At 66.4% G+C, this 26,056-nt stretch carries 27 protein-coding genes and 3 riboswitches; of the genes, 12 read left to right on the top strand and 15 right to left on the bottom strand.

Annotated elements, in window-relative coordinates:
• The first annotated feature begins 253 nt into the window (after window positions 1-253).
• On the top strand, window positions 254-1,003 hold the full coding sequence (locus AWB68_RS24370) for a TerC family protein (RefSeq protein ID WP_087646909.1): 750 nt from the start codon (window positions 254-256) through the stop codon (window positions 1,001-1,003).
• A gap of 39 nt (window positions 1,004-1,042) precedes the next feature.
• Here the strand turns inward: AWB68_RS24370 and AWB68_RS24365 are convergent, their stop codons facing one another.
• Genes AWB68_RS24365 through cbiE form a run of 5 tightly spaced genes read right to left on the bottom strand, consistent with a single transcriptional unit; the run spans window position 1,043 to window position 5,243 of the window.
• A complete protein-coding gene (locus AWB68_RS24365) occupies window positions 1,043-1,444 on the bottom strand; it encodes a DUF4186 domain-containing protein (protein WP_087646908.1) in 402 nt (133 codons plus the stop codon).
• A gap of 6 nt (window positions 1,445-1,450) precedes the next feature.
• Entirely contained in the window at window positions 1,451-2,176 is a 726-nt protein-coding gene (cobM, locus tag AWB68_RS24360) for a precorrin-4 C(11)-methyltransferase (protein ID WP_087646907.1), read from the bottom strand.
• Window positions 2,173-2,928, bottom strand: coding sequence for a cobalt-precorrin-6A reductase (locus AWB68_RS24355; protein ID WP_087646906.1), 756 nt, complete (start codon window positions 2,926-2,928; stop codon window positions 2,173-2,175). The genes cobM and AWB68_RS24355 overlap by 4 nt, the downstream gene beginning before the upstream one ends.
• Window positions 2,925-4,022 (bottom strand): cobalt-precorrin-5B (C(1))-methyltransferase, encoded by a 1,098-nt coding sequence (locus AWB68_RS24350; protein WP_087646905.1) that lies wholly within the window; start codon window positions 4,020-4,022, stop codon window positions 2,925-2,927. The genes AWB68_RS24355 and AWB68_RS24350 overlap by 4 nt, the downstream gene beginning before the upstream one ends.
• A gap of 24 nt (window positions 4,023-4,046) precedes the next feature.
• Window positions 4,047-5,243, bottom strand: coding sequence for a precorrin-6y C5,15-methyltransferase (decarboxylating) subunit CbiE (cbiE, locus tag AWB68_RS24345; protein WP_087646904.1), 1,197 nt, complete (start codon window positions 5,241-5,243; stop codon window positions 4,047-4,049).
• Window positions 5,244-5,338: 95 nt separating this feature from the next.
• Window positions 5,339-5,515, top strand: a riboswitch (cobalamin riboswitch).
• A 62-nt stretch (window positions 5,516-5,577) separates the two neighbouring features.
• Between cbiE and cobG the strand changes: the two genes are divergently transcribed.
• Genes cobG through cobJ form a run of 4 tightly spaced genes read left to right on the top strand, consistent with a single transcriptional unit; the run spans window position 5,578 to window position 9,903 of the window.
• Entirely contained in the window at window positions 5,578-6,894 is a 1,317-nt protein-coding gene (cobG, locus tag AWB68_RS24340; protein ID WP_200828783.1) for a precorrin-3B synthase, read from the top strand.
• Window positions 6,887-7,513, top strand: a complete 627-nt coding sequence (locus tag AWB68_RS24335; RefSeq protein ID WP_087646903.1) for a precorrin-8X methylmutase — start codon at window positions 6,887-6,889, stop codon at window positions 7,511-7,513. The genes cobG and AWB68_RS24335 overlap by 8 nt, the downstream gene beginning before the upstream one ends.
• Complete coding sequence (locus tag AWB68_RS24330; protein WP_087646902.1) at window positions 7,514-8,239, top strand: precorrin-2 C(20)-methyltransferase; 726 nt, start codon at window positions 7,514-7,516, stop codon at window positions 8,237-8,239. It abuts the gene before it with no gap.
• On the top strand, window positions 8,227-9,903 hold the full coding sequence (gene cobJ, locus AWB68_RS24325) for a precorrin-3B C(17)-methyltransferase (RefSeq protein WP_200828782.1): 1,677 nt from the start codon (window positions 8,227-8,229) through the stop codon (window positions 9,901-9,903). Before AWB68_RS24330 ends, cobJ begins: the two co-directional genes overlap by 13 nt.
• Here cobJ and AWB68_RS24320 read toward each other — a convergent pair.
• From AWB68_RS24320 to cobW, 4 genes are all read right to left on the bottom strand, one after another.
• Window positions 9,879-10,454, bottom strand: a complete 576-nt coding sequence (locus tag AWB68_RS24320) for a vWA domain-containing protein (RefSeq protein WP_087646929.1) — start codon at window positions 10,452-10,454, stop codon at window positions 9,879-9,881. The two genes, cobJ and AWB68_RS24320, sit on opposite strands and share 25 nt — an antisense overlap.
• A gap of 113 nt (window positions 10,455-10,567) precedes the next feature.
• Entirely contained in the window at window positions 10,568-11,575 is a 1,008-nt protein-coding gene (locus AWB68_RS24315; protein ID WP_087646901.1) for a magnesium chelatase ATPase subunit I, read from the bottom strand.
• Entirely contained in the window at window positions 11,572-15,333 is a 3,762-nt protein-coding gene (gene cobN / locus AWB68_RS24310; protein WP_087646900.1) for a cobaltochelatase subunit CobN, read from the bottom strand. The genes AWB68_RS24315 and cobN overlap by 4 nt, the downstream gene beginning before the upstream one ends.
• A 4-nt stretch (window positions 15,334-15,337) precedes the next feature.
• On the bottom strand, window positions 15,338-16,405 hold the full coding sequence (gene cobW / locus AWB68_RS24305; protein ID WP_087646899.1) for a cobalamin biosynthesis protein CobW: 1,068 nt from the start codon (window positions 16,403-16,405) through the stop codon (window positions 15,338-15,340).
• 109 nt (window positions 16,406-16,514) lie between these two features.
• A riboswitch (cobalamin riboswitch) is annotated at window positions 16,515-16,815 on the bottom strand.
• Between the two features lie 282 nt (window positions 16,816-17,097).
• Between cobW and cobA the strand changes: the two genes are divergently transcribed.
• From cobA to AWB68_RS24280, 5 genes are read left to right on the top strand one after another with little or no spacing between them, the layout of a single operon-like run.
• Window positions 17,098-17,865, top strand: a complete 768-nt coding sequence (gene cobA / locus AWB68_RS24300) for a uroporphyrinogen-III C-methyltransferase (RefSeq protein WP_087646898.1) — start codon at window positions 17,098-17,100, stop codon at window positions 17,863-17,865.
• Entirely contained in the window at window positions 17,862-18,275 is a 414-nt protein-coding gene (locus tag AWB68_RS24295) for a cobalamin biosynthesis protein (RefSeq protein WP_087646897.1), read from the top strand. The genes cobA and AWB68_RS24295 overlap by 4 nt, the downstream gene beginning before the upstream one ends.
• On the top strand, window positions 18,272-18,874 hold the full coding sequence (gene cobO / locus AWB68_RS24290) for a cob(I)yrinic acid a,c-diamide adenosyltransferase (protein ID WP_087646896.1): 603 nt from the start codon (window positions 18,272-18,274) through the stop codon (window positions 18,872-18,874). Before AWB68_RS24295 ends, cobO begins: the two co-directional genes overlap by 4 nt.
• Before the next feature lie 4 nt (window positions 18,875-18,878).
• Window positions 18,879-20,177 carry a cobyrinic acid a,c-diamide synthase CobB gene (locus AWB68_RS24285; RefSeq protein WP_087646895.1) on the top strand — a complete coding sequence of 433 codons (1,299 nt, stop codon included), beginning with the start codon at window positions 18,879-18,881 and terminating at the stop codon, window positions 20,175-20,177.
• Complete coding sequence (locus tag AWB68_RS24280; RefSeq protein ID WP_087646894.1) at window positions 20,174-20,428, top strand: DUF1289 domain-containing protein; 255 nt, start codon at window positions 20,174-20,176, stop codon at window positions 20,426-20,428. The genes AWB68_RS24285 and AWB68_RS24280 overlap by 4 nt, the downstream gene beginning before the upstream one ends.
• A gap of 32 nt (window positions 20,429-20,460) precedes the next feature.
• On the opposite strand, the gene AWB68_RS24275 is transcribed toward AWB68_RS24280, so the two are convergent.
• Window positions 20,461-21,231: a CbtA family protein gene (locus tag AWB68_RS24275; protein ID WP_087646893.1), complete on the bottom strand. Its 771-nt coding sequence runs from the start codon at window positions 21,229-21,231 to the stop codon at window positions 20,461-20,463.
• Between the two features lie 9 nt (window positions 21,232-21,240).
• Window positions 21,241-21,468 carry a CbtB domain-containing protein gene (locus AWB68_RS24270; RefSeq protein ID WP_087646892.1) on the bottom strand — a complete coding sequence of 76 codons (228 nt, stop codon included), beginning with the start codon at window positions 21,466-21,468 and terminating at the stop codon, window positions 21,241-21,243.
• A gap of 29 nt (window positions 21,469-21,497) precedes the next feature.
• Window positions 21,498-21,622, bottom strand: a riboswitch (cobalamin riboswitch).
• Window positions 21,623-21,665: 43 nt separating this feature from the next.
• Between AWB68_RS24270 and AWB68_RS24265 the strand changes: the two genes are divergently transcribed.
• Window positions 21,666-22,220: a histidine phosphatase family protein gene (locus tag AWB68_RS24265; RefSeq protein WP_087646927.1), complete on the top strand. Its 555-nt coding sequence runs from the start codon at window positions 21,666-21,668 to the stop codon at window positions 22,218-22,220.
• 42 nt (window positions 22,221-22,262) lie between these two features.
• Here AWB68_RS24265 and AWB68_RS24260 read toward each other — a convergent pair whose 3' ends face one another.
• The 3 genes from AWB68_RS24260 to AWB68_RS24250 form a co-directional block, all read right to left on the bottom strand.
• Window positions 22,263-22,544 carry a hypothetical protein gene (locus AWB68_RS24260; RefSeq protein ID WP_235028479.1) on the bottom strand — a complete coding sequence of 94 codons (282 nt, stop codon included), beginning with the start codon at window positions 22,542-22,544 and terminating at the stop codon, window positions 22,263-22,265.
• A gap of 79 nt (window positions 22,545-22,623) precedes the next feature.
• Window positions 22,624-23,556, bottom strand: a complete 933-nt coding sequence (gene lhpI, locus AWB68_RS24255; protein ID WP_087646891.1) for a bifunctional Delta(1)-pyrroline-2-carboxylate/Delta(1)-piperideine-2-carboxylate reductase — start codon at window positions 23,554-23,556, stop codon at window positions 22,624-22,626.
• Window positions 23,557-23,610: 54 nt separating this feature from the next.
• Window positions 23,611-24,387, bottom strand: coding sequence for a DUF1223 domain-containing protein (locus tag AWB68_RS24250; protein WP_235028478.1), 777 nt, complete (start codon window positions 24,385-24,387; stop codon window positions 23,611-23,613).
• Window positions 24,388-24,559: 172 nt separating this feature from the next.
• Between AWB68_RS24250 and ppk2 the strand changes: the two genes are divergently transcribed.
• Entirely contained in the window at window positions 24,560-25,456 is an 897-nt protein-coding gene (gene ppk2, locus AWB68_RS24245) for a polyphosphate kinase 2 (RefSeq protein WP_087646890.1), read from the top strand.
• A 12-nt stretch (window positions 25,457-25,468) separates the two neighbouring features.
• On the opposite strand, the gene AWB68_RS24240 is transcribed toward ppk2, so the two are convergent.
• Window positions 25,469-25,702: a hypothetical protein gene (locus AWB68_RS24240; protein WP_087646889.1), complete on the bottom strand. Its 234-nt coding sequence runs from the start codon at window positions 25,700-25,702 to the stop codon at window positions 25,469-25,471.
• Window positions 25,703-26,056: the final 354 nt, after the last annotated feature.

Raw genomic sequence — 26,056 nt, 5'->3', positions numbered from 1 at the left:
TTGCTGCAATGCAACCGAAGTAGGGCGAAGGGAAGGCGTATCAAACGGTTACATGCTTCCGCAGGGCCTGCCTTGAACAAAAGAGCCAGCGTGAGTTGTGCGTCGAGAACTTTTTTCAACGACCGCCGCTCTTATTATTTCATTTAGCTTTCAATCGACACGCAATCTTAAGTATCATCTGCGCTCTCGACAGCCGCCCCGGCTTCGCCGAACATACATCGCAACGTCAACCTCACTACACCGAACCCACGACATGGACTATTTCCTGGCACTAGCAAGCGATCCCGCCGCCTGGGCCGCACTCGCGACACTCGTCGTCATGGAAGTCGTGCTCGGTATCGACAACCTGATCTTCATCTCGATCCTCACGAACAAGCTGCCGCCCGAGCATCGCGACCGCACGCAGAAGATCGGCATCGGGCTCGCGCTGATCATGCGGCTCGGGTTGCTCGGCACGGTCGCGCTGATCGTGCGGCTGACCACGCCGAACTTCGAGGCATTCGGACACGGCTTTTCGTGGCGCGACCTGATCCTGATCGCGGGCGGCGTATTCCTCGTGTGGAAGGCGACGACGGAGATTCATCATCACGTCGCGCACGACGACGACACGAACGGTGGCGAAGTCAAGAGCGCGGGCATCACGCCGATGTCGGCAATCGGCCAGATCCTGGTGCTCGACCTCGTGTTTTCGATCGACAGCATCGTGACGGCGGTCGGGATGACGGAGCACATCCCGATCATGTTCGTCGCGGTGATCGCGGCGGTTGCGGTGATGCTGTTCGCGGCGGGACCGTTGTCGCGCTTTATCGAACGCAATCCGACGATCGTCATGCTCGCGCTCGGGTTCCTGCTTGTGATCGGGATGACGCTCGTTGCCGAGGGATTCGGGACGCACGTGCCGAAGGGGTACATCTATGCGGCGATGGCGTTCTCGGCGCTGGTGGAGGGGTTGAACATGCTGGCGCGGCGGAAGGCGAAGCGGCGCGCGCCGCAGGGCGGTTAAGCTCGACACGCCGCGCGGCAAGTGCCGCGCGGCGTTCCATCAAAACGGCAGCTCTCCCTGCCGCGAACCCCTGCGCGGCTTGACTTCCCTCTTCCCCTCCTCACGCAACCATCGCCCGATCGCGTCGACGACGTGTTGCCGCTCCGCTTCATCCAGCATTTTCCCCGCCTCGATGCCGTGCCATTTCGCCAGACAGCTTCGGCAGCACGTCGCCGTCGCATGTTGCGCGATGAAAACCGGGTGACCGCGAAACGGCGTCTGCTTGCCGTCGTTCGGCGGGGCTTGCGGCGCGAGCCGCTTGTCGATCAGTTCGCGCGCGTGCCGGGTTACTTCGGCCAAACCCTTCTCGTGCATATAGGCCAGCTCCCGCGCGCCGAGCTTGAAGCGCCGGCGAAACGCCGACTTCGACAGCGCACCGAACACCGCATCCAGATCGCGCATCGCGTTCTATGCCTTCCGATACAGCGACGAATCGGCGAATCCTTCCGCATCGAGCACGCGCCCGACGACGATCAGCGCCGTACGTTCGATCCCCTTCGACTGCACCTTTGCCGCGATATCGGCGAGCGTGCCGAGCACCTTCTCTTCATCGGGCCAGCTCGCCCGAAACACGACCGCGACCGGGCAATCCGCGCCGTAGTGCGGCAGCAGATCGCCGACGATGCGCTCGATATGCCGCACGCCGAGGTGGATCGCCATCGTCGCACGATGCCGCGCGAGGTCCGCGAGTTGCTCACCGTCGGGCATCGACGTTCTGGTGGCATAGCGCGTGAGGATCACGGTCTGCGAGATACCGGGCAGCGTGAGTTCGCAGCCGAGCGTCGCCGCCGATGCCGCCGCAGCCGTCACGCCCGGCACGATCTCATACGGAATCGCGAGCGCGTTCAGCCGGCGAATCTGCTCGCCGATCGCGCCATACAGCGACGGATCGCCCGAATGCACGCGCGCGACATCCTGCCCGTTCGCGTGCGCGTCCTGAAGCAGCGCGACGATCGCATCGAGATCCAGTTCTGCCGTATTCACGACGCGCATGGCCCGATGCCCCGACAAAACCGCCTCGGGCACGAGCGAACCGGCGAACAGAATCACGGGACACGAGCGGATCAGCCGCTGTCCCTTCACGGTGATGAGTTCGGGGTCTCCAGGACCCGCGCCGATGAAATAGACCGTCATACAGGAGCTTTCGTCAGAAGTTGATCGGGATGCAGCCATTGCGCGAGCGCTTGCAACGCGCTGGCCGTATCGTCGAATTCGCGTGTTGCGGGGGGCAACGCGGGCCGCTTCAGCAGCACCACGGGCACATGCAATTCACGCGCCACGGCGAGCTTCGCTTCCGTCGCGCCGCCCCCGCTGTTCTTGCTGATGACGACGTCGATCCGTCGTTCGGTGAACAACGCCCGCTCGCCGTCGACCGAAAACGGCCCGCGCGCACCGATGATCGTTGCGCTCGCGTTGCCCGGATGCGGATCGAGGCAACGGATCGTCCAGTGCTGCGATGGCGGGATGTCGTCGAGATGCGCGAGCGGCTCGCGGCCGAGCGTCCAGAGCGGGCGTCGATACGGCGCGATTTGCGCGACGATGTCGCTCCAGCCGGCGGCATCGCGCCAGTCGTCGCCGGGTTGCGGCTGCCATGCGGCGCGCCGGATCGCCCAGCATGGCACATTCGCCCGCGCGCTCGCCTCAGAGACGTTGCGGCTCATCTGCGCGGCGTAGGGATGCGTTGCGTCGAGCATGAGTCCGATGCCCTGCGCCCTCACGAAGTCGGCCAGCCCTTGCGCTCCGCCATAACCGCCCACGCGCACTTCGCATTGAAGATCGGCGGGCACGCGGCCGAGTCCCGCGAGACTGTAGACGTGCGCGGGGCCCAGACGCCGCGCAATGACGAGCGCGTCGCCCGTGCCGCCGAGCAGCAGCACGCGCTTCAAGGCGCGGCTCCGATGATGCGCCCTTGCCGGTCGATCGCGAACGTCTCCACATCGACGCCTTCGGGCACCACGCCCAGCGCCACATCGCGTGCCCGCGCGCAGACGATATCGCCGAGCGCGACGCCCTGCTCGCGCGCCAGCAGAAGCGCCTCCTGGCTCGTATTCGCCGCGCGAATCGACGCCTGCAGCGCGCCACTCGCGCCGCCATCGGCGGCCCAGACGGCGAGCTGCGGCAAGTCGATGCTCGAATTGCGGCTGTGCAGGTCCATGTGGCCCGACGCGAGCTTGCTCATTTTTCCAAAGCCGCCGCAGATGCTCAGTTTCTCGACGGGCGCGCGCCGCAAGTGCTTGAGCACCGCGCCCACGAAGTCGCCCATTTCGACGAGCGCGATATCGGGCATCGCATAGCGCGCACGCATCGCGTCCTCGCTCTGGTTGCCCGTGCACGCCGCGATATGGGTGTAGCCGTTGGCGCGCGCGACATCGATGCCCTGATGAATCGACGCGATATACGCCGAGCATGAAAACGGCCGGACGATGCCCGTCGTGCCGAGGATCGACAGGCCGCCGACGATCCCGAGCCGGGGGTTCATCGTCTTCTGTGCGAGCGCTTCGCCGTCCTCGACGCCGATGCTCACTTCGAAGCCGCCCGTAAAGCCGTATTCGTGCGCGAGCGCTTCGAGATGCTCGGTCATCATCCGGCGCGGCACGGGGTTGATCGCGGGCTCGCCGACGGCGAGCGAAAGGCCCGCGCGCGTGACCGTGCCGACGCCCCGGTCCGCGAAAAACCGCACGCCGGGTTTCGACGACAACCGCACGCGGGCGAACACGATTGCGCCATGCGTGACGTCGGGGTCGTCGCCGGCGTCCTTGACGGTGGCCGCTTCCGCGAGTTCGCTGTCGCCCGCCGCAAGCCGGCAATACACAAGCCGCATGACCACAGGCTGACCCTTCGGCAGCGTGATCTCGGCGCGCTCGCTCACTTCGCCGCACAGCAGGAGACGCGCGGCCGCGAGGCTCGTCGCGGTCGCGCAACTGCCGGTCGTGTAGCCGCTTCTGAGCGGCGCGGGCTGTTCGGGCGTCTCGTCACGCATAACGGGAGTGCGGTGAATCGCGCATCAGGGCTTCTGCGCATGCAGCAGGGTGATCGGCCGAGCCTGGCGCCACGTATCGAATCCGCCGAGCGGTTCGGCCTGCGCGATGCCGATGCGCGTCAGTTCGCCGCCGTGCTGCTCGCGCCATGCGAACAGCGTGGCTTCGCTCTGGATCGTGACCGCGTTGGCGATCAGCCGCCCGCCTTCACGCAGACGCGACCAGCATGCATCCAGCACGCCGGGCACCGTCACGCCACCGCCGATGAAGATCGCGTCGGGCGCCGGCAGGCCGTCGAGCGCGGCGGGCGCCTCGCCCTCGACGAGTTGCAGCCCGGGCACGCCGAGCGCGTCGCGATTGTGTTCGATCAGGCGCTGCCGGCCGTGATCGGCTTCGATCGCGATCGCGCGGCAGGACGGATGCGCGCGCATCCATTCGATGCCGATCGAGCCGCAGCCCGCGCCGACATCCCACAGCAGTTCGCCGGGCTGGGGCGCGAGGCGCGCGAGCGTGATCGCGCGGATGTCGCGCTTGGTGAGCTGGCCGTCGTGGCGATAGGCGTCGTCGGGGAGACCGTGGGTCAGCGGCAGGCCGGCGCGCGTCGAGCCGCACTGGATCGCGACGAGATTCAGCGCGGCGACCGACGCATGGGTCCAGTCGTCGGCGCGGGCGTCGATCCGGCGCTCCTGCGCGCCGCCGAGACGCTCGAACACGCTGAGACGGCTAGCGCCAAAACCGCGCTCGGTCAGCAACGCGGCGATGGCGGCCGGGGTTGCGCCGTCGCTGGTGAGCACGAGCAGTCGCGCTCCGCGCCGCAGATGCGCGTTGAGCAACGCAAGCGGCCGTCCGACGACCGACACGCTCACCACATCCTGCAACGCCCACTGCAACCGCGCAGCCGCGAGCGACAGCGACGACGGCGCCGGCACGATGCTCAACTCGCCGACGTCCAGATGCCGCGCGAGCGTCGCGCCGACGCCGAACAGCATCGGGTCGCCGCTCGCGAGCACGCAGACCGGCCGGCCTCGCTCGCGCAGAACGGGTTCGATCGAGAACGGCTTCGGCCACGCGACGCGCCGCGCACGGATGCGCGCGGGCAGGAGCGCGAGATGACGCTCGCCGCCATAGACCGCGTCGGCGGCGAGCAACGCGCGGCGCGCGCTTCGCCCGATGCCGGCCCAGCCATCTTCTCCGATCCCGACCACGGTCAGCCAGGGTGACATCCGCCGATCCTCGATTTCGATTCGTCCACGTTTGAAAGCCGCACGGGGCGCGCGCCGCAAGCCGCCGAAGCGGTCTGGTGCGCGCCAAAAGCGGGCATAATAACCCGTTCGTCGGTGCCCGATTCGGGCCTAACAGGGAACACAGCAAAACTGTGGCTGCCCCCGCAATTGTACGCAGCGAGTCCGCGCTCCACTGCCACTGGTTTATACCGGGAAGGCCGGCGCGGATGGCGACCTGCCAGCCAAGAGACCTGCCGACACAGTGCTCGCGCACGCCGGTCGGGCGGGGTGTACCGATACCGCAGTTTCCGCGCGAGCCCACCCGGGTCACGCTTTGAGCACACATTCATCCGTTTCAGATGCGCCATCGGCACCGCGGGCATCCGCTTGCCCGGGGCTCGCGCGCATCGTGTCCGCGCGCGACGGCGGCCTTTGCCGCATTCGCCTGACGGGCGGCGAACTGAGTTCGTCCGCCGCGCATGCGGTGGCCGACGCCGCGCGGCATCATGCGTCGGGCGTGATCGAAGTGACGAATCGCGCGAACCTGCAATTGCGCGGCGTTCGCGACGATGCGCCCGAGGCACTGGTCCAGTCGCTGCTCGACGCCGGCCTCGGCCCCGCGACGCCCGGCGCCGACGATCTGCGCAACGTCATGCTGAGCCCGCTCGCACTGGACGATACGCGGGCGCTGGCCGCGCAAATCGTCGATCGCATGCAGCGCGATGCGCGGCTTCACGCGTTGTCGCCGAAATTCGCGCTGCTGCTCGACGGCGGCGAGCGGCTCGCCATGCTCGATCATCCGCACGATATCTGGCTCGCCTCGATCGACGATGGCGCGCGCTTCGCGTTCGGGCTGGCGGGATGCCCGCCGGTCGATGCGGACGATGCGCCGGCCATCGGCGCCGTGGAGCGCATGCATGTCGTCGCGCTGGTCGATGCGTTGCTGCATGCGTTCCTCGATCTCGCCGCGCCGGAACACACGCGCATGCGCGACCTGTTGAGCGAGGTTCCAATCGAGCACTTGCTGAAAGCTTCCGGCGTCCCGCCGATGCGCGACGTTCACGCATGGCGCCGCCCTGCCGCCGATGCTTCGCTGCGTCTCGGCGCGCATTTCCAGCATCGCAATGGGTTGATGCACGCAGGTGCCCAGCCGCCGCTTGGCCGTCTTTCGGCGTCTTCGCTGCATGCTTTGGCGGACCTCGCCGCGACACACGGCACTGCCCGCTTGCGCATGACACCGTGGCAAAGCGTGCTGCTGCCCGACATCGCGCAAAGCCAGGCAGGGAACGTACTCCACGCGATGCGCGCCCTCGGCCTCGCGACAGAGCCGGCCGAACCGCTCGCGCGCCTCATCGCCTGCGCGGGTTCGCAAGGTTGCGCACGCGGTCTCGCCGATACGAAAGCCGACGCCCTGAAACTCGCGCAACGCCTGCCCGCGAACGCCGAAGCCGTGCATCTGAGCGGTTGCGTGCGTTCATGCGCCGCGGCGCATCGCGTACCGTCCGCGCTCGTGGCGGTCGCCCCCGGCCGATACGACCTCTACCAGCACGCAGCGCTTCCGAAGACCGAAGGCTTCGGCCGCTGCGTCGCCCGCAACATCACGATAGAAGAGGCGGCCGACTGGCTCGCCCGGAGCACCACAGATGCTTGATTACATCCGCGATGGACAGGAGATCTATCGCCAGTCGTTCGCGACGATCCGCGCCGAAGCGAATCTCGCGGCCATTCCCGCCGACCTCGAAAAGCTCGCGGTGCGGGTGATTCACGCGTGCGGCATGGTCGATGCAATCGACGACCTGCGCTTTTCGCCGGGCGCGGGCGCAGCGGGCCGCGCGGCGCTCGCGGCCGGCGCACCGATTCTCTGCGATGCGCGCATGGTGGCCGAAGGCATCACCCGCGCGCGCCTGCCCGCGAACAATCGCGTGATCTGCACACTCGCCGATGCGTCGGTGCCCGAGCGCGCCCGCGTGCTCGGCAACACGCGCTCGGCGGCCGCCGTCGAGTTGTGGCTGCCGGACCTGGCGGGCAGCGTCGTCGCGATCGGCAATGCGCCGACCGCCCTCTTCCACCTGCTCGACCTGCTCGACGCCGGCGCACCGAAACCCGCGCTGATCCTCGGCTTTCCGGTCGGGTTCATCGGCGCGGCGGAGTCGAAGGCGCTGCTCGCCGCCGACAGCCGCGGCGTGCCGTTCGTCGCGCTGCAAGGGCGGCGCGGCGGCAGCGCGATGGCCGCCGCCGCCGTCAACGCGCTCGCCACGGAGGCCGAATAAATGAGCGGACGTCTGTATGGTCTCGGCGTCGGTCCCGGCGATCCGGAACTGATCACCGTGAAGGCGCTGCGGCTGCTCAAGGCGGCGTCCGTGGTCGCGTACTTCGTCGCGAAGGGCAAGAAGGGCAACGCGTTCGGCATCATCGAAACGCATCTCGGCGACGCGCAAACGCGCCTGCCGCTCGTCTATCCGGTGACGACCGAAGCGCTCGAACCGCCGCTTTGCTACGAGACGATCATCAGCGCGTTCTACGACGAATCCGCCATCGCGATCGCGGATCATCTCGAGGCGGGCCGCGACGTCGCCGTGATTTGCGAAGGCGATCCCTTCTTCTACGGCTCGTACATGTACCTGCACGATCGGCTGGCGGCGCGCTTCGAGGCCGAAGTCGTGCCGGGCGTCTGTTCGATGCTCGGCGGCGTCGCCGTGCTCGGCGCGCCGCTCGTGTATCGCAACCAGAGCCTGTCGGTGCTGTCGGGCGTGTTGCCGGAGGATGAACTGAGGCGGCGGCTCGAAGCATCGGATGCGGCCGTCATCATGAAGCTCGGACGGAACTTCGAGAAGGTGCGGCGCGTGCTCGTGCACTTGGGGCTCGCTGAGCGCGCGCTGTACGTCGAGCGCGCGACGATGGCGAACCAGCGCATCGTGCCGCTCGATGAAGTCGATCCGATGGCGTCGCCGTATTTCTCGCTGCTCGTCGTGCCGGGGGAAAAATGGCGGGCGTGAACCGGGATGTCGCGATGGTCGCGATTGTTGTATTGGGTCAGGGCGCGCTCGATACCGCGCGGCGCATCCAGTCGATTTATCCCGGCTCGCAGGTGCATGGTCTCGCGAGCCGCGTTCGGGCGGATGTCGCTTATGACGAACTCGGCACGCATCTGCGCGACCTGTACGCACGCGGCACGCCGATCGTCGCGCTCTGCTCGGCGGGCATCGTGATCCGCGCGATCGCGACGTGTCTCGCCGACAAGCGCGCGGAGCCGCCCGTGCTCGCGGTCGCCGAGGACGGCAGCGCGGTCGTGCCGCTCGTCGGCGGACTGGGCGGCGTGAACCGGATGGCGCGTGAGATCGCGGCCGCATTGGGCATCGCGCCCGCGATCACGACGAGCGGCGAGTTGCGCTTCGGCATGTGCCTGCTGAATCCGCCGGCGGGCTACGCGCTCGCCGACCTCGAACACGGCAAGCGCTTCGTCTCCGACTTGCTGGCGGGCGAAGCCACGCGCATCGAAGGCGCAGCGCCGTGGCTCGACAACGCCGGCTTGCCGCGCGCGGCGGACGCACGGCTCGCGATTCGCGTGAGCCCGCGCGCCGGTCGCTCCGGCGACGACTTGCTGATCCATCCGCGTTGCGTGGTCGCGTGGGTGGGCGACGCTTCGCATGGCGACATCACCGAGCGCGTACGTCTTGCGTTGCGCGAGCACGACCTCGCGCCGCTTGCGCTTGCGGCGCTCGTCGCACCTATGCGCGATGCGGCATCGAAGGCACTTGCCGACGCCGCGCATGCACTCGACGTGCCGCTGCGTTTCAGCGATGCACTGCATGTGAAAGGTGGCGAACATCGCGAATCGAATGGCATCGTGCTTGCGGTTGCGGACCAGCCGATCGATCCATCGACGATTGGCCGCGCCCGCGGCAGGCTGACGGTAATCGGCCTCGGCCCGGGCAGCGCGGAGCTGATGGTGCCGGCGGCCAAGGCGGCCCTCGCCCAGGCCGACGACATCCTCGGCTACGAAACCTACGTGCGCATGGCGGGCCCGTTTCGCCCCGGACAGCGCGTGCACGGCACCGACAATCGCGAGGAGATGCAACGCGCGCGCCATGCATTCGAACTCGCGAGCGAGGGGCGCAATGTCGTCGTCGTTTCGTCGGGTGACCCCGGCGTATTCGCGATGGCCGCCGCCGTGCTCGAAGCGCTCGACGAGGCGCGCGACCGGCAACCCGCATGGAAGATAGTGGAACTCGCGATCGTGCCGGGCGTCTCGGCCGCGCTCGCGACGGCGGCGCGCGCGGGTGCGCCACTCGGCCACGACTTCTGCATGCTGTCGCTCTCCGACAACCTGAAGCCGTGGACGATCATCGAAACGCGCCTGCGCCACGCAGCACAGGCCGATCTCGTGATGGCGTTCTACAACCCGGTCTCGCGTGCGCGGCCGTGGCAACTCGACCGCGCGCTCGATATCGTGCGCGAGTATCGTTTGGGATCGACCAAAGTCGTGCTCGGACGCGACATCGGCAGGCCCGGCGAGTCGCTGATAACGACGACACTCGAACAGCTTCGATCGGATCAGGTCGACATGCGCACGATGGTGATCGTCGGCTCATCGACCACGCGCGGCTTTCCTCGCGACGCTCACAGCGAGTGGGTCTATACGCCGCGCTGGTACGAGTAGGCAAGCTGCCCGGCGGTGCTGTATTGCGCCTCCCACGCCTGCGCAAGCGCTGCGCACCGCCCGAGCTTCACCGCGTCGTTCTCGAAATCGACGATCACGACGCGGTCCGCGTCGAACGGGCGCGACGGCGCGTCCGGCGTGCGGCCATCGGTCAGCAGCCAGAGCCAGCGTTCCTGCGCGGGCTTGCCGCGCGCCGCACGCGCCAGCACGTTCGCAGCCGAACGCACGCCGAGCGCCAGCGGCGTGCCGCCGCCGCCGCCGATCGGCGCGACCCAGTGCTCGTTCCACCAATGCGCGGCGCCCGGCTGCCGCCGCACTTGCGCCTGCCCGCCGCCGAAACACACGAGCGCAACTTCCGCGCGCTCGCGATACGCACGATCGAACAGCGCGACCAGCAGACCCTTCGCGAGCGCGAGCCGCTTGCCCGCCAGCATCGAGCCGGAGCAATCGAGCACGAAGCAGTGCAGCGCCGCGCCCTCGCCGCGCTTGCGATGAAAGCGCAAGTGCCGCGCTTCGAACTGCGTGTGCCGTTTGGCACGCAAGGTCGCCATCCAGTCGATCGAACGGCTCACGCGGCCTTCGCGCGCATTCGAAAGTCCGCTCGCCAGTGATTCGAGCCATCGAAGGCGGCCTGCCTCGGCGCTGGCGTCCGGCCTTCGATGGCTCAGACTTTTTTTGGCTGAAGCGGCCTCACGTTCTTGACCGTCGCGGTCTCGACGGGCTCGGGCGGCAGATAGCCCCAGTCGGAATCGTTGGCTTGCTGACGGGACGACGGCTCGGGTTCGTGCGCCGCATGTGGCGTGTCGTGCGCGCGCCGCCGATGCTTCAGAACCGAATCCGCGACCCGCTCGACGTGCTCCACGCCGACCACGCCCGCCCCATCGAACGCGGCGAGCGCGCGCGCCGCCCGCAACATCACGAGATCGGCGCGCAAGCCGTCGACCTGCGCGGCGATGCACAACTCGCTCACGCGCGCGTGCACGGCGTCATCGAAATCGAGGCTTGCCAGCGCGGCGCGCGCTTCGTGGATGCGCCGGCCAAGCGCCGCCTGCTCGTTTGCATGGCGCGCTCGAAACGCATGCGGATCGGCGTCGAAGGCAAGCCGCGCCTTGACGATTTGCTGCCGCACCGAAGCATCGAAGCAATTGCCGAGTTCGACCGCAAGGCCGAAGCGGTCGAGCAATTGCGGACGCAACTCGCCTTCTTCGGGATTCATCGTGCCGATCAGCACGAGGCGCGCTTCATGCCGATGCGAAATGCCGTCGCGCTCGACGGTGTTCACGCCGCTCGCGGCAACGTCGAGCAACTGATCGACGAGCGGATTCGGCAGCAGATTCACTTCATCGACATAGAGCACACCCTGATGCGCCTTCGCGATCAGCCCCGGCGAAAACTTCACGCCGCCATCGCGCAGTGCGCTTTCGATATCGAGCGTGCCGATCAACTGCTCTTCGCTCGCGCCGAGCGGCAACGTGACCAGCCGGCCCTCCGGCAGCAACTCGGCAATTGCGCGCGCCGCCGTCGATTTCGCCGTGCCGCGCGGGCCGGTCACGAGCACGCCGCCCAATCCGGGATCGATTGCGGCGAGCAAAAGCGCCTGCTGCAACGGCGGCTGACCGACCAGCGCGGCGAAGGGAAATACCGGGGAAATGGCAGTGTCGTTCAAGTTCATTGGCCTTCGAGTTGCTGTTCCGCATTCAACAGATGCCGCTCGACTTGAGCGCGATAGTCGCCCGGGTTCTGCCACAAGCCGCGCTGCATCGCTTCGGTCAAACGCTCGCAGATCGAATGCAGCGCGTGCGGGTTGTGCCGCTGCATGAATTCGCGGGTATCGGCGTCGTTCACGTAAGCATCGGTGACGAGCGCATATTGATGATCCGACACCACGCGCGCGGTCGCATCGTAGCCGAACAGGTAATCGACGGTCGCCGCGAGTTCGGACGCGCCCTTGTAGCCGTGACGCTTCACGCCGTCGATCCACTTCGGGTTGACTACGCGCGAACGGATCACGCGCGAGATCTCTTCGTTGAGCGTGCGGATACGCGGCGCGGCCGGGTTGCTGTGGTCTGCGTTGTACGCCTCGGGTTGCGCGCCCGACAGATGCCGCACCGCCGCGACCATGCCGCCCTGGAACTGGTGATAGTCGTTGGAATCGAGCAGATCGTGCTCGCGGTTGTCCTGGTTCTGCAATACGACATCGATACTCGCGAGGCGCGCGCCGAAGGTGTCGCGCGCCTCGATGCCGTCGCCGCCTTGCGAGTAAGCGTAGCCGCCCGTGCTCTGGTACGCGCTCGACAGATCGCCGTCGTCCTGCCACGCTTTTGCGTCGATCAGTTCCTGCAAGCCCGCGCCATACGCGCCCGGCTTCGTGCTGAAGACGCGCCATCCGGCGCGCACGCGCGCCTCCTTCGCATCGATGCCGCGTGCCACCCATTCGTCGCGTTCGCGCAGGATGCGCGCGCGGATCGGATTCAACGCTTCCGGCTCGTCGTCGAGTTCGGCGATTGCCTGAACGGCTGCATCGAAGAGATGCATGAGGTTCGCGAACGCGTCGCGAAAGAAGCCCGACACGCGCAACGTCACGTCGATGCGCGGACGGTTGAAGATGGTGATCGGCAGGATCTCGAAGTCCGTCACGCGATGGCTGCCCGCCGCCCACTTCGGACGCACGCCCATCAGCGCGAGCGCCTGCGCGATGTCATCGCCGCCGGTGCGCATGGTCGCCGTGCCCCACACCGACAGACCGACCGCACGCGGATAGTCGCCGTGATCCTGCAGATGCCGCTCGATCATCAGGTTGGCTGACTTGAGCCCGATCGACCAGGCCGCCTGCGTCGGCAGCGCGCGGGTATCGACGGAATAGAAGTTGCGGCCGGTGGGCAGCACGTCGGGACGCCCGCGCGACGGCGAACCGCTCGGGCCCGGCGGCACGAAGCGGCCTTCGAGCCCGCGTTTGAGCTGTTCAAGCTCTTGCGGCCCGCAAGCATCGAGCCGTCCGAGCAAGTCACCCTTTAGCCGCTTCAACACGAGCGACGTCACCGGCCATGCGTGCGCTTCTTCCGCCTGCGATTCCAGCAGCTTCGTCGCCAGCAGTTCCAGACGTTCGCGCGTGTCGCCGTGATGGCGCCATGCCGCGTCGGTCACGTTGCCCAGCGCCGCTGGACGCGGTCCCGTCCACGGCGCGGCCCAGTCCGAATCGAGCGGATCGAAGGTCTCCCCGAGTTGCAGGTCGCGTGCGAGCGCGCTCAGGAGGCTTGCGTTCGCGCCCTGTCCATCGCCGATCGGAAAGCGGCCGAGCGCGAGCAGCGTATCGCGTCGCTGAACGCCCTGCGGCGAGGCGCCGAACGTATGCAGGCCATCGCGAATCTGCGCTTCCTTCAGTTCGCAGAGGTAGGCGTCGGCGCGCGTGAGGAGCGCGTCGTCGTCGGCGGCTTCGAGCCCGAGTTCCGCATCGAGGCGCGCGGCGACGATGCCTTCGAGGATCGTCTTGCGCAACAGCTTCGCGCGGCGCGGATCGACCATCAGCGCCTCGTAGTATTCGTCGACTTGCCGCTCCAGGTCCTGCAACGGCCCATAGTTTTCGGCGCGCGTGAGCGGCGGCATCAGATGATCGATGATCACCGCCTGCGCGCGGCGCTTGGCCTGGCTGCCCTCGCCCGGATCGTTGACGATGAACGGATACAGATGCGGCATGGGCCCGAGCGTCAGGTCGGGCCAGCAGGAACCCGAGAGCGCCATGCTCTTGCCCGGCAGCCATTCGAGATTGCCATGCTTGCCGACATGCACGATCGCATCGGCCGCAAAGCGCAAGCGCAGCCAGAAGTAGAACGCGAGATACGCATGCGGCGGCACGAGGTCCGCGTCGTGATAGCTCGCGTAATCGCCGCGTTCGCGCGAGCGCGCCGGCTGAATGCCGATGAACACTTCGCCGCTGCGCCAGCCCGCGATCATGAAGCGCCCGCGGCGAAGGGTCGGGTCTTGTTCGGGTGGGCCCCAGCGCGCGTTCAGTTCCTGCTGCACAGCGGACGGCAGCTTGTGGAAGGCATCGAGATAATCGTCGAGCGCAAGGCTTTGCAGCGCGGGACGCATGTCGCGCACGACCGGATCGTTCGTCACGCCTTCGGTCAGCGAGCGCATCAGCGCGTCGCCATCGGCGGGAACGGTGCCGACGCGATAGCCCGCGTCGCGCAGCATCGAAAGGATATTGACGACCGATGCCGGCGTATCGAGTCCGACGCCGTTGCCGATGCGCCCTTCGCTCAGCGGATAGTTCGCGAGGATCAGCGCGACGCGCTTCTGCGCATTGGCGATGCTGCGCAGACGACACCAGCGCCGGCTCAACTCGGCCACGAACCGCACGCGCTCATGATCGGGCTGATAACGCACGACATCGACCTGCGTGTGCTTGCAGCGATACGCGAGCCCCTTGAAGCTGATCGCACGCGTGATGATGCGGCCGTCAACTTCGGGCAGGGCCACATGCATCGCGACGTCGCGCGAATTGAGGCCGTGGTTGTCCTTCACCCAGTCGTCGCGATTGCCGCCGCTCAGGATCACTTGCAGCACCGGTGCATCGCCCGCGAGTTCGAACGGCGCCGGATCGTCGATGACGCCCGCCGCGAACGCCGTCGTGTTCAACACGAGCGACGCGCCATGATCCGCGCACAACTGCTGCACGACTTCGCGGCTGACCGCGTCCTTCAGCGACGACATCGCGATCGGCAACGGATTCATGCCCTCGGTTTCGAGCGCGTCGATGAGCGCATCGAACACCGCCGTGTTGCCGGACTGCAGGTGCGCGCGATAGAACAGGATCGCGACGACGGGCGCGCCTTCGGTCCAGCGGGCGTGCCAGTCGTCGATGGTCGCCGTGTCTTGCGCCGGATGATAGAGCGCGACGGCCGGCAGCGCGTGGGGCGCTTGCGCTTCACGCCCCCAGCCCAGCGCACGATGACCTATGCAGCGCAAGAACTCCTCCGCGTTCTGCGCGCCGCCTTCGCGCAGATAACGCCATAGCGCGTGGCAAAGCGCCGGATCGGCCGTGCTCTTCGCGATCAGGTTCGGGTCTTCCTGCAAGTCGCCGGAGAACATCACGAGCGTCTGCTGCTCGCGCTTCGCGAGCGCGACGATCCGCTCGATGCCGTAAGGCCAGTAAGCCTCGCCGCCGAGATGATCGACGATCACCACGCGCGCATGGCGCAGCACGTCGTCGACGTAGAAATCCACCGATGCCGGTTGCCGCAAGAACGACTGGTTCGCCAGCCGCACCGCAGGAAAACCCGCCTCCAGGCGCGGAAAAACGCTCGCGAGCAGCGAGAGCGTGGTGTCGGCGGAACTCAGTACGACGATCGGCGCGGGCGTCTGCTCGATGCGCACGACGCCCGCCGCATCGTCGACGAAACCGCCCGGCGTCGTACGCAGCAGATGCATGGTGCTAGGCCTGTCCGAGCGCGGCCGTGAACGCCGTTTGCAGCGCCGGCTGATCGAGGTCTTCGCCGATCAGGACAAACCGGCTCGCCGCTTCGCTCGACTCCCAGCGCCGGTCGAAGTAACTGTCGAAGCGGCGGCCCACGCCCTGCACGACGAGCCGCATCGGCGCACCCGGCAGCGCGGCGAAACCCTTCACGCGATAGATCGTGTTGCCTTCGACGAGCGCCTGCAACGCCGCGATGATCTGTTCGCGCGACTGCACGTCCGCTTGGACGACGACCGAATCGAAGTCGTCGTGATGATGGTCGATATGGCCTTCGTCGTCGGCGGAACCGTGGTGATCGTGCCGCAGATGGATCGTGTCTTCCGATGCCGATTGCAAGCCGAGCAGCGCATGCAGGTCGAGTTGCGCCATCCGCGCGGGCACGATTTTCACCTCGGCTGGAATCTCGCCGCGAATCAATGCTTCGACGCGAGCCTGCTGCGCTTCATCGATGAGATCGGTCTTGTTGAGGATCACGAGATCGGCGGAGGCCAACTGGTCCTCGAACAACTCGTGCAACGGCGATTCGTGATCGAGATTCGGATCGGCGCGGCGCTGCGCATCGACGGCCTGCGGGTTCGACGCGAACTGGCCGCTCGCGGCAGCCGGACCATCGACCACCGTCACCACTGCATCGACCGTGAACGCGTTCTTGATCGACGGCCAGTTGAACGCCTGCACGAGCGGCTTGGGCAACGCGAGTCCGGACGTTTCGATCAGCACGTGATCGATCTGCCCGCGCCGCTCGACGAGTTGCTCCATCACCGGATAGAACTCCTCCTGCACGGTGCAGCACAGGCATCCGTTCGCGAGTTCATAGAGATTGCGCTCGCCGGACGATGCTTCGTCGTCGCAGCCGATGCCGCAGCCCTTGAGGATTTCGCCGTCGATGCCGAGTTCGCCGAACTCGTTGACGATTACCGCAATGCGCAGACCATTCGCGTGCGAAAGGATGTGCCGCATCAGCGTGGTCTTGCCGCTGCCGAGAAAGCCGGTCACGACCGTCACCGGGATTTTGCGCGTTTGCATCGGTTGCTCCGTGTGCGCTCTGCTGCGTGGCTTTTTCGCGGATACGCGCTGCCTGCAAGCCGGAAAGCGGGATGAGATAAGGAATCGCGCGCCGCATCCCCGCGACGACGATCCGTTCGATTTTCTGGCCGGTATCCGGGCTGACGAAAACGCCGCTTCACCTTCCCGCGCGTGATGCGTTGCGCAGTGGAGCAATGCGTGTGCACGACCATCGCACATGCACCGAAGCCGGCTCTGCCGCGCGTGAATCATGCGATCTACGCATGAAGCATGACGCGCGGCTTTCGCTTACCGTTGCGGGGGCAGCGCAGGTTGGCGGTTCGTCCGTGGCGGATCGGCCGCTTCCTGCTTCCCGTTTAACCGCGCGCGAAAGACCAACGCGCGCGAGCACCAGAATTGCGAGCAAGTCTAGGCTGCAAGCGCACGAGCGTCAATACAGGGGCCACTTCAGGCGCCGTTCCTGTGATATCTTCTGGCCCGCGTCCGGTGCTCGCGCATGCGCTTCAACGTGTGCGCAGTCAAACGGGAAACAGGGCGCACAATAGTGCCAACCTGTGCTGTCCCGCAACGGTACGCAACCGGCGGCGCTCACGAGCGCCGCGCATTCCTGCACCTCTCACGCATCACATGAATCCAGCCATCGAGCGCTGTCGCGCGTTGCTTCATCGCATTCCTGCTTGCGGAGCGGCGGCATGACCACGCAAGGCCGCGTCCACCTGATCGGCGCCGGCCCCGGCGACGTCGAACTGATGACGCTCAAAGCCGTGCGCGCGCTGTCGGAAGCGGATGTCGTGCTCGTCGACGATCTCGTCAATCCCGACGTGCTCAAGTTCGCGCGCAGCGACGCGCTCGTCACGTACGTCGGCAAGCGCGGCGGGCAGCCGTCGACGCCGCAGGCCGTCATCCTCGAACTCATGCTCGCGCACGTGCATGCGGGTCGCCGCGTCGCGCGGTTGAAGGGCGGCGATCCGTTCGTGTTCGGGCGCGGCGGCGAGGAAGTCCAGGCCCTCGCCGACGAGGGCGTGCAAGTGGAAGTGATCAACGGCATCACGGCGGGAATTGCGGCGCCTGCGTCGGTCGGCATTCCGGTCACGCATCGCGATCACGCGATGGGCGTCGTGTTCGTCACCGGTCATGGCGCAAGCGGCGACACCGGCGACCGCGAACCCGACTGGAGCGCGCTCGTCGCGACAAAGATGACGCTCGTCATTTATATGGGCATGCGGCGCCTGCGCGACATCGTCGCGGCGCTGCTTGCCGCCGGGCTCGATCCACGGACGCCCGCCGCCGCCATCGAAGCCGCGACGCGCCCTGAACAGCGCCATCTGCTCGCGCCGCTCGAACACCTGCCCGATGCCGTGAAGGCCGCGTCGCTCGGCGCGCCGGCTATCGTCGTGATCGGCTCGGTCGCGGGACTCGGCGTGGCGAGTGCGCTCGACCATCTGGCGGGCAAGCCGTGACGTCGGGTTCGATCGTGATCGGCATCGGCTGCCGGCGCGGCGTGAGCGTCGAGGAAATCGAAGCCGCCGTGCGCGCCGCACTCGGCAAGTTCGGCAAGCGCTCGCTTGCCGAAGTCCGGGTGATCGCCAGCATCGAAGGCAAGTCCGATGAAGCCGCGCTGCTCGCGTTCTGCGAACGCCACAAACTGCCGCTCCGGTTCTATACCGCCGCGCAGATCGCGGACGTCGAAACCGGCGCGTCCCCCTACGTTCAAAAGCATCTGGGCGTCGGTGGCGTCTGCGAACCTTGCGCGCTGCTGGCATCGCACGAGGGGCGCATCGTCGTGCCGAAGACGGCCGTCGATGACGTGACCGTCGCGATCGCCGCCGACCGCCATCCTCTTCCATCATCATCGAAGGGCCACGCATGAAAACCGATCCCGAATCCCATCTGCGCATGGCGCAACGCCGCAAGGAAGGCCACGAGAAGAAGCAGGCCGCCGCCGATCACGAGAAGGGCCTCCTGATCGTCAACACCGGCAACGGCAAGGGCAAGACGACGGCCGCGTTCGGCATGGCCGTGCGCGTGCTCGGCCACGGCATGAAGCTTGGCGTCGTGCAGTTCATCAAGGGCGCGTTGCATACTTCCGAGCGCGATTTCCTCGCCGCCATCGCCAATTGCGACTTCATCACGATGGGCGACGGCTACACCTGGAACACGCAGAATCGCGAGGCTGATATCGCCACCGCCCGCAAGGGCTGGGACGCGGCGCGCAAGATGATCGAAAGCGGCGAGTACCAGATGGTCGTGCTCGACGAACTGAATGCCGTGCTGAAGTACGAATATTTGCCGCTCGATGAAGTGCTCGCCGTGCTGAAGGCGCGGCCCGCCGCGATGCATGTGGTCGTCACCGGGCGCCATGCGCCCGATGCCCTGATCGAAGCCGCCGATCTCGTCACCGAGATGCGGCTCGTGAAGCATCCTTATCGTGAACAGGGCGTGAAGGCGCAACGCGGTGTCGAGTTCTGAGCCGATGCGCGCCTGCCCCGCTCTCTTCATCAGCGCGCCCGCCTCGCATCAGGGCAAGACGACTGTCACCGCCGCGCTCGCGCGCCATCACGCGCGGCTCGGACGGCGCGTGTGCGTCTTCAAGACCGGGCCCGACTTCCTCGATCCGATGATTCTCGAACGCGCGTCGGGGTCGCCGGTGTATTCGCTGCATCTGTGGATGGTGGGCGTGGAGGCATGCCGGGCGCTGCTCGCCGAGGCCGCCCGCGATGCCGACCTGATCCTGATCGAAGGCGTGATGGGCCTCTTCGACGGCACGCCGAGCAGCGCCGATCTCGCGGCCACGTTCGGCGTCCCGGTGCTGGCCGTGATCGGCGCGCACGGCATGGCGCAGACCTTCGGCGCGCTCGCGTTCGGGCTTGCGCGTTATCGTCCCGACGTGCCGTTTCATGGCGTGCTCGCGAATCGCGTGGCATCGGCACGGCATGCGCAAATGTTGAGCGAAGCCATTCCCGAAGGCTTGCGCTATTGCGGCCACTTGTCGAACGCCGATGCTATCGCGCTGCCCGATCGTCATCTCGGCCTGACGCAGGCCGCGGAAATCGCCGACCTCGACGCGCGTCTGGAGCGCGCCGCCGACGCCATCGGCGAGACTGCGTTGCGCGACCTGCCGCCCGCCGTGCAGTTCGAGGAAGAGGCGCCGGCCAGGCCGCCGCGTCTGCTCGAAGGCGTGCACATCGCGGTCGCGCGCGATGCCGCGTTTTCGTTCATCTATCCGGCGAACGTCGATCTGCTGCAAGCGATGGGCGCGCGCATCAGCACGTTCTCGCCGCTCGCCGACGAACCCGTGCCCGACCATAGCGATGCGCTCTATCTTCCCGGCGGCTACCCCGAACTGCATGCGGCGACGCTCGCGAACAACGCACGCACGGCCGCTTCGATCGGCGTGCACGTCGAGAGCGGCCGGGCGGTCGTCGCCGAATGCGGCGGCATGCTGTACCTGCTCGATTCGCTGACGACCGTCGACGGCACGCGGCACGCGATGCTCGGCGTCCTCCCCGGCGACGCGGCGATGCAGCCCCGCCTCGCGCGCCTCGCGATGCAGCGCATCGACACGTCGCACGGCATCGCCACGGGCCACACGTTCCACTACTCGACGATGACGACGCCCATGCAGCCGCACCTTGCCGCCACGCACGCGACGACCGGCGCGCCGGGCGAAGCGCTATATCGTCACGGACGAGTCGCCGCGACGTACATGCATACATATTGGCCGTCGAATCCGGCTGCAACCGCCGCGCTCTTTCGCGGCGAACCGCTATGACAACGACAACAACGACATTGAACATCGAGCCACCGCTCGAACTCGCCTTCACGATCGAGCGCGCGAAATCGCAGCAGCCAGTCGGCTCTCCCTGCACGAACGTGTGCCGGCTCGATCAATCAACGGGATTTTGCGAAGGCTGCTTCAGAAACCGCGAAGAGATCAAGGCATGGAAAACGATGGACGATGAAAGGAAGGTTGCGCTCTTTCCTACGCTCATCGAGCGCCATGAAAAAAGGCGGTTCGGCTGACCGCCTTGTGGGGAGTTGTTTAACGCCTAAGCCTAAGCCTGCGCCATGCGCCTGGCCGGAACCCGCTCCAATTCCCGCGCGGCGAGCGCGCCAAACAAGAGACCGAGCGTCGTCCACAACAGCGCCTGAATCCCAACCGCCGTCACGCGGAAATTCCACAACAGCGTAGCCGAGAAATCCGCCGGCACTTCGTCGACGGAAGGCATCGCAAAGTCCGTGAACGCGACCAACACGATATACGCAGCGCCCGCCACGAGCGTCGCGTTCCATGCGCCATGCTGCTTCTGCAAGCGCCGTTGCAGCCAGACGGCGAGCAGCGCCGCCGCGATCGAAATCGCGACCATGCCGAAGAAAAGCGCGGTGCGAGGGCCGATCGTATCGGGATTGCCGATGGCCGGCGGATTCGGCGGGTACTTGAGGAACGGCACGACCGCGACACTCACGAAGCCGAAGAGCGCAAGCAGTGCGGACGTCCCCCGCGCGCGCAGCGCCCCGAGCCGTCCGTAAGCGAACGCGAACACGAGCGAGAACAGGCCGCCCAGCGCAGTGCCGAACGCCGCTACGCCCGTCAGCAAACCGAGGCCCGCCTGCGTATCGCGGCTCACGAGTTCCTCGTCGTCACTGTGGGCCGCTTGCGTCGAATCGACACCACTTTGCGCATGCTCGTGCGCATGTTCATGCGCCGCCTCGAAAGCGATCGCGCGCGCGACCGACGGTTCGCCGAATGTCCGCGCAAAGCCAAAGCCGATGAGGCCCGCGACCAGTCCCGCGATCATGCCGCGTATCAGGAGATTGCGAATCATGGTGCGTCCTCAGTGACAGGGAAAGCCGAGCAGATGGCGACCGTCGTGGACGAACTCATGAATGTACATGCCCGAGAAGATCGATGTCGCGCCCTGCTCCGCGCCGACGAAATAGATTGCGATCAGCAGGATCAGGCCGATGAAAATGGCCCAAGGCAGCACTTCACGCACCGGAATGGGTACGGGTGCATCGTTTGCGGGCGAAACCGGGGCAGCGGAATGGGCCGATGCGATCATGTGATTCTCCAGGGAAGACGCGTCCCGATAGACGAGGGAAGGATGCAGCGGGGGTCTGACTCGCGGGCATGCCTCTTCCGGCACAACCGCTCACAGTGGCGCGACCGTGCCGGGTTTTCACCGACTTCCTCGCACTGCAAGCTTGCCATTCTAAGATGATCGACGGCAAAGTAAAGCATCGAACGACCATTCACACGATGACCACCGAACTCACTTTGTTATGCCACGCCGCCACGCACGCGATGAAAGCGGGCAGGTTCCCGTCGGGCGACGATCCGATCGATGCCGCCGCGTGCGCTCATCTCGCGGCTCGCTTCGGCGGAACGCAGCGGCATGTGGTGACAAGTCCGGCGCGTGCCGCGCGCGAAACGGCGGCGTGCTTCGACGCGAGTCCCGCCATCGACCGGTCATTCGACGACCTCAACTACGGACACTGGCGCGGCCGCGCGATTCGCGATGTGCACGACGAAGATCCGCAGGGGCTTGCGGCGTGGCTATCGGAGCCGGCGAGCGCGCCGCATGGCGGTGAAAGCCTGGAAGCGCTGGCTGCACGCGTGATGGCCGCCCTCGACCGGTACACGCACGGCGGCCCGTACGTCATCGTCACGCACGCGATTCTCGTCAAGGTCGCGCTTGCACGCGTGCTGAACGCGCCGCTCGCGTCGGTCTATGCGATGGATTTCGAACCGCTGTCGTCGCTCGTGCTCACGCGCGGCGAGACGATCTGGCGCCTGCGTGTAAATGCAGGCTGATAACGAACAGTTGAACCCGTTATGTACCGGCGCTTGAAAAACCTACGCCTTGGCGCCGCGTGCCATGCGCTGCAATGTCGACGAATCGATGGCGCCCGCGCAGATGCGCACCGCCTCCGACAACGTCCTTGGCCGTCCCGCGCCGAAATGCGCTTCGAGCATCGCAACGGCGCGCAGGCGCTCGTCGTTGCCGAGCTTTTCGCCGGTCGCGAGTTCAAGCACGGAGATGAAGTACGCGGCCGGCGGTGCCGCCCGCTCCGCGGGCGCTGCGGCCCAGGATGCGGCTGGTGAAGATGCCCACTTGCTGTCTTGTCGACTGTTCATCGTTTAGTCCGGATTAAAGCAACATGGTCCGGAAGATAGCAAGGAGCATTCCAGACGACGAATCGATTTGAGACCGCCGCTATTCCTCCGATAAAACGTCCCGCGCGACCCGGCAAGCGGCAAGGTCCCACGCCGCGCATCCGACGGTCTTTAGCACGACCGGCCGCGTAATGCGCGCCGTCTTGCGCAGCACGCTCGACAGCGGTTGCACGTCGTTCCAGTCGATGCCCGCCAGGATCAGGTCGCCGGCTTCGTGCCGCGCGCCGGCCGCATCGTCGACGAAGACATCGCTCGCGAGAATCGTCGATGCCGCGATTTCCGCCGCATCCGGCGTGAACGCGCCGACGCCGATCACGAGTCGCCCCGGCTTCGGCGCGAGCGTGTAGACGGGCGTCTTGCTGGTGGTCGTCGTGATGACGACGTCGGCCGAATCAGGGATGTCGGCCGATGCGAGCGGCACGAGGTTCGCCGACAGCGCCCGGTGCGCCGCGCAAAACGCATCGGCGCGGGCAGGCTGCGAGCCGAGCACGCTGATGCGCGCCGCCGGATAGAGGCTCGCCAACGCCTCGACGTGATGGTGCGCCTGCTTGCCCGTGCCGATGACGAGCACCTCGGACGGCGCGTTACCCGACAAGCACCGAATGCCCAGCATTGTCACGGCGGCCGTGCGGCGGCCCGTCACCGTCGGGCCGTCGAGCATGAATTGCGGCACGCCGGTCGAGGCGTCGAACGCGGTCACCTGCCCGTGGATCGTCGGCAGGCCGAGCGCGCGATTGCGCGGACATACGTTCACGAGCTTGTGCATCGCGAGATCGCTCGCGCTCGCGGGCATCGAGAGCATGACGGCGCCGTGAGCAAGCGGTACGACCATGCGCTCGGGGCTCACGATCCGGCCGTCGGCGTAATCGAGCATCGTGGCTTCGAGCGTCGCCACGAGACGCTCGTAGGGCAGGAGGCGCGCCGTGTCGTGTTCGTCGAAACTCGGGATGGCGGTGTGCTTCGGGTCGGTCATCGTGTCGGTCGTATCGTTAGAAGATGGACGGCCCATTCTACCGATGGATTCGCTTCACCCCCCGCATCCCGCTTCCGCCACCTGCAACACCTCGCCCGTCGCGGAATTCTCGACGAACGCGACGACGCTATAGCGCACGTTCGCCGACGCCTCCTTCGCGTATTCCCCCGAAACTTTCGCATGACCGTCCACGATGCGCACGGGCCCGATCCAGCGACGCACCACGCGGTCATGGTGCAGCAGCGCGCCCTGGTTTTCGCCGGCCTGCACCTGGCTTTGCAGCCCGCTTTCGACGACGGCGGCATACGCGACAGCCTCGGCGGGAAGCTTCGGACGCGCGGCGAACTCGGCATCGAACGCGAGCCTGCCCGTCGCGGCCGTGCTCGTTTCGATGCGGATATCGGCGAGCGGCGCCTCGGCGTTCATGCGCTTCACGCGTGCATCGACGCTCGAAGCGTCCGACCAGTCGCGCAACTCGCGGCCCGCGACGAACACCTCCGGCGTGTAGACGACGCGCTGGCCGCCCACGTTCGACAGGCGCTGCTGCCGGCCGGTGAAGGCCGGCTGCGCGAAACGGTCCTTCCAGCCGAGGCTGTCCCAGTAGTCGACATGGAGCGCGAGCGGCACGGCGGCATCGCTCTGACGCGCGCGATCGAACTGGCTCAGCCAGCGGTCGGCGGGCGGGCAACTGCTGCAGCCTTCGCTCGTGTACAGCTCGACGAGCGCCACGCGATGCGCGGGGCTCGTCGCCGCGCAGACGCCCGCGAGTGCGGGCCAGGCGCTGACGGCCATGAGCGCGCAGGCCAGATGGCGGATGAGGGAAGCTCGCATGTGTGCTCCTGCTTTTGGAATGGGATACTGCTTTGTCGTCCGGACGCGCGGAAAATTACAATAATCGCGCTCGCAGACCGCGTTCGTCATGAATTTGAAACGCTTGACCCGGATAATCGGCCGTCCCCGCCGGACCCGCGCCGCGTGCGCCAGAACGTCAACGGAGCTCACCATGATTTCGCAAGACAGGCAGCGCCGCTTCGAAGCAGACCTGATCGACAGCTACGACGAAGAACTGGAAATGGAACTCGACGATCGCATACTCGACGGCGAGTCCGCGTTCACCGAAGAAGCGCGCGAGTTGCGCAAGCTCTATTTTCGCGAGCTGTTTCGCCTGCAGGGCGAGCTTGTCAAGCTGCAGGACTGGGTGGTCAATACGGGCCACCGGCTCGTCGTGATCTTCGAAGGACGCGACGCCGCGGGCAAGGGCGGCGCGATCAAGCGCATCACGCAGCGGCTCAATCCGCGCGTGTGCCGGGTCGCCGCCCTGCCCGCGCCGAACAATCGCGAGCGCACGCAATGGTATTTCCAGCGTTACGTGTCGCAATTGCCGGCGGGCGGCGAGATCGTGCTGTTCGATCGAAGCTGGTACAACCGGGCGGGCGTCGAGCGCGTGATGAATTTCTGCACCGACGACGAATACGAGGAGTTCTTCCGCTCGGTGCCCGAGTTTGAAAAGATGCTGGTGCGAAGCGGCGTCCAGATCATCAAGTACTGGTTCTCGATCACCGATGACGAGCAGGAAGTGCGCTTCCAGGCGCGTATCGAAGATCCGCTGAAGCAGTGGAAGCTGAGCCCGATGGATCTGGAGAGCCGGCGACGCTGGGAAGCGTACACGGTGGCGAAGGAGGTCATGCTGCAGCGCTCGCACATTCCCGAGGCGCCTTGGTGGGTGGTGCAGGCGGTGGACAAGAAGCGCGCGCGGCTCAATTGCATCCACCACTTGCTGGGTCAGGTGCCGTACCACGAGATCGAGCATCCGACGATCGATTTGCCGGCGCGCGTATTCAACGATGACTATTTGCGGCAGCCCGTGCCTGCGAGCATGATCGTGCCGGAGATTTATTGAGCGGGCGGTTCTTCAGCAGTGGCAGCGGTGACAGACGCCACGGGGTTCCGAGCGCGCGCCGCTAAGCGCCGGGCGGGCGTCGCGGTGGCGAAATACCATGTTGAACACATACTGCGAGCCCTTCGCGACAACGACCAGCGTGACTTGCGCGAGATTGAAATCGAGCGTGACCATCAGTCGCATCAAGACCAAGAGCGGCAGGACGACGGCCGGTTGATACAGTTGTCTTTCGATCAAGGCTCTCATTGCAGGCTCCCATTCCATGATTCAAATTCTACGGAGCGGGAGCCGGGGGATAAAGATACCGTACGCGAAGACATATGTTCGTGGATACGAACAATCGCTGGCGCTTGGGTTGGGGGTGTACGCCGTTTGATCTTGATGCGCTTCTGTGGAACTTGATTATTTAGTGGTTTATTAGCTCTGCCCCTGTCCGGGGCGGGATGGATGATTGCTGGCGCTTGGGGTTGGGGCTGTTTACACCGTTTGATGCGCCTGGGCTTCTGTGGAACTTGATTTTTTATCGGTTTATTAGCTCTGCCCCTGTCCGGGGCGGGACTCACTTTCTTTGCTGCTGCAAAGAAAGTAAGCAAAGAAAGC

The organism is Caballeronia choica (assembly GCF_001544535.1).
In the GTDB taxonomy this organism is placed as follows: Bacteria; Pseudomonadota; Gammaproteobacteria; order Burkholderiales; family Burkholderiaceae; genus Caballeronia; species Caballeronia choica.
The sequence above is the reverse complement of the archived record's forward strand: the minus strand, read 5'-3'. Positions and strand labels throughout refer to the sequence as shown.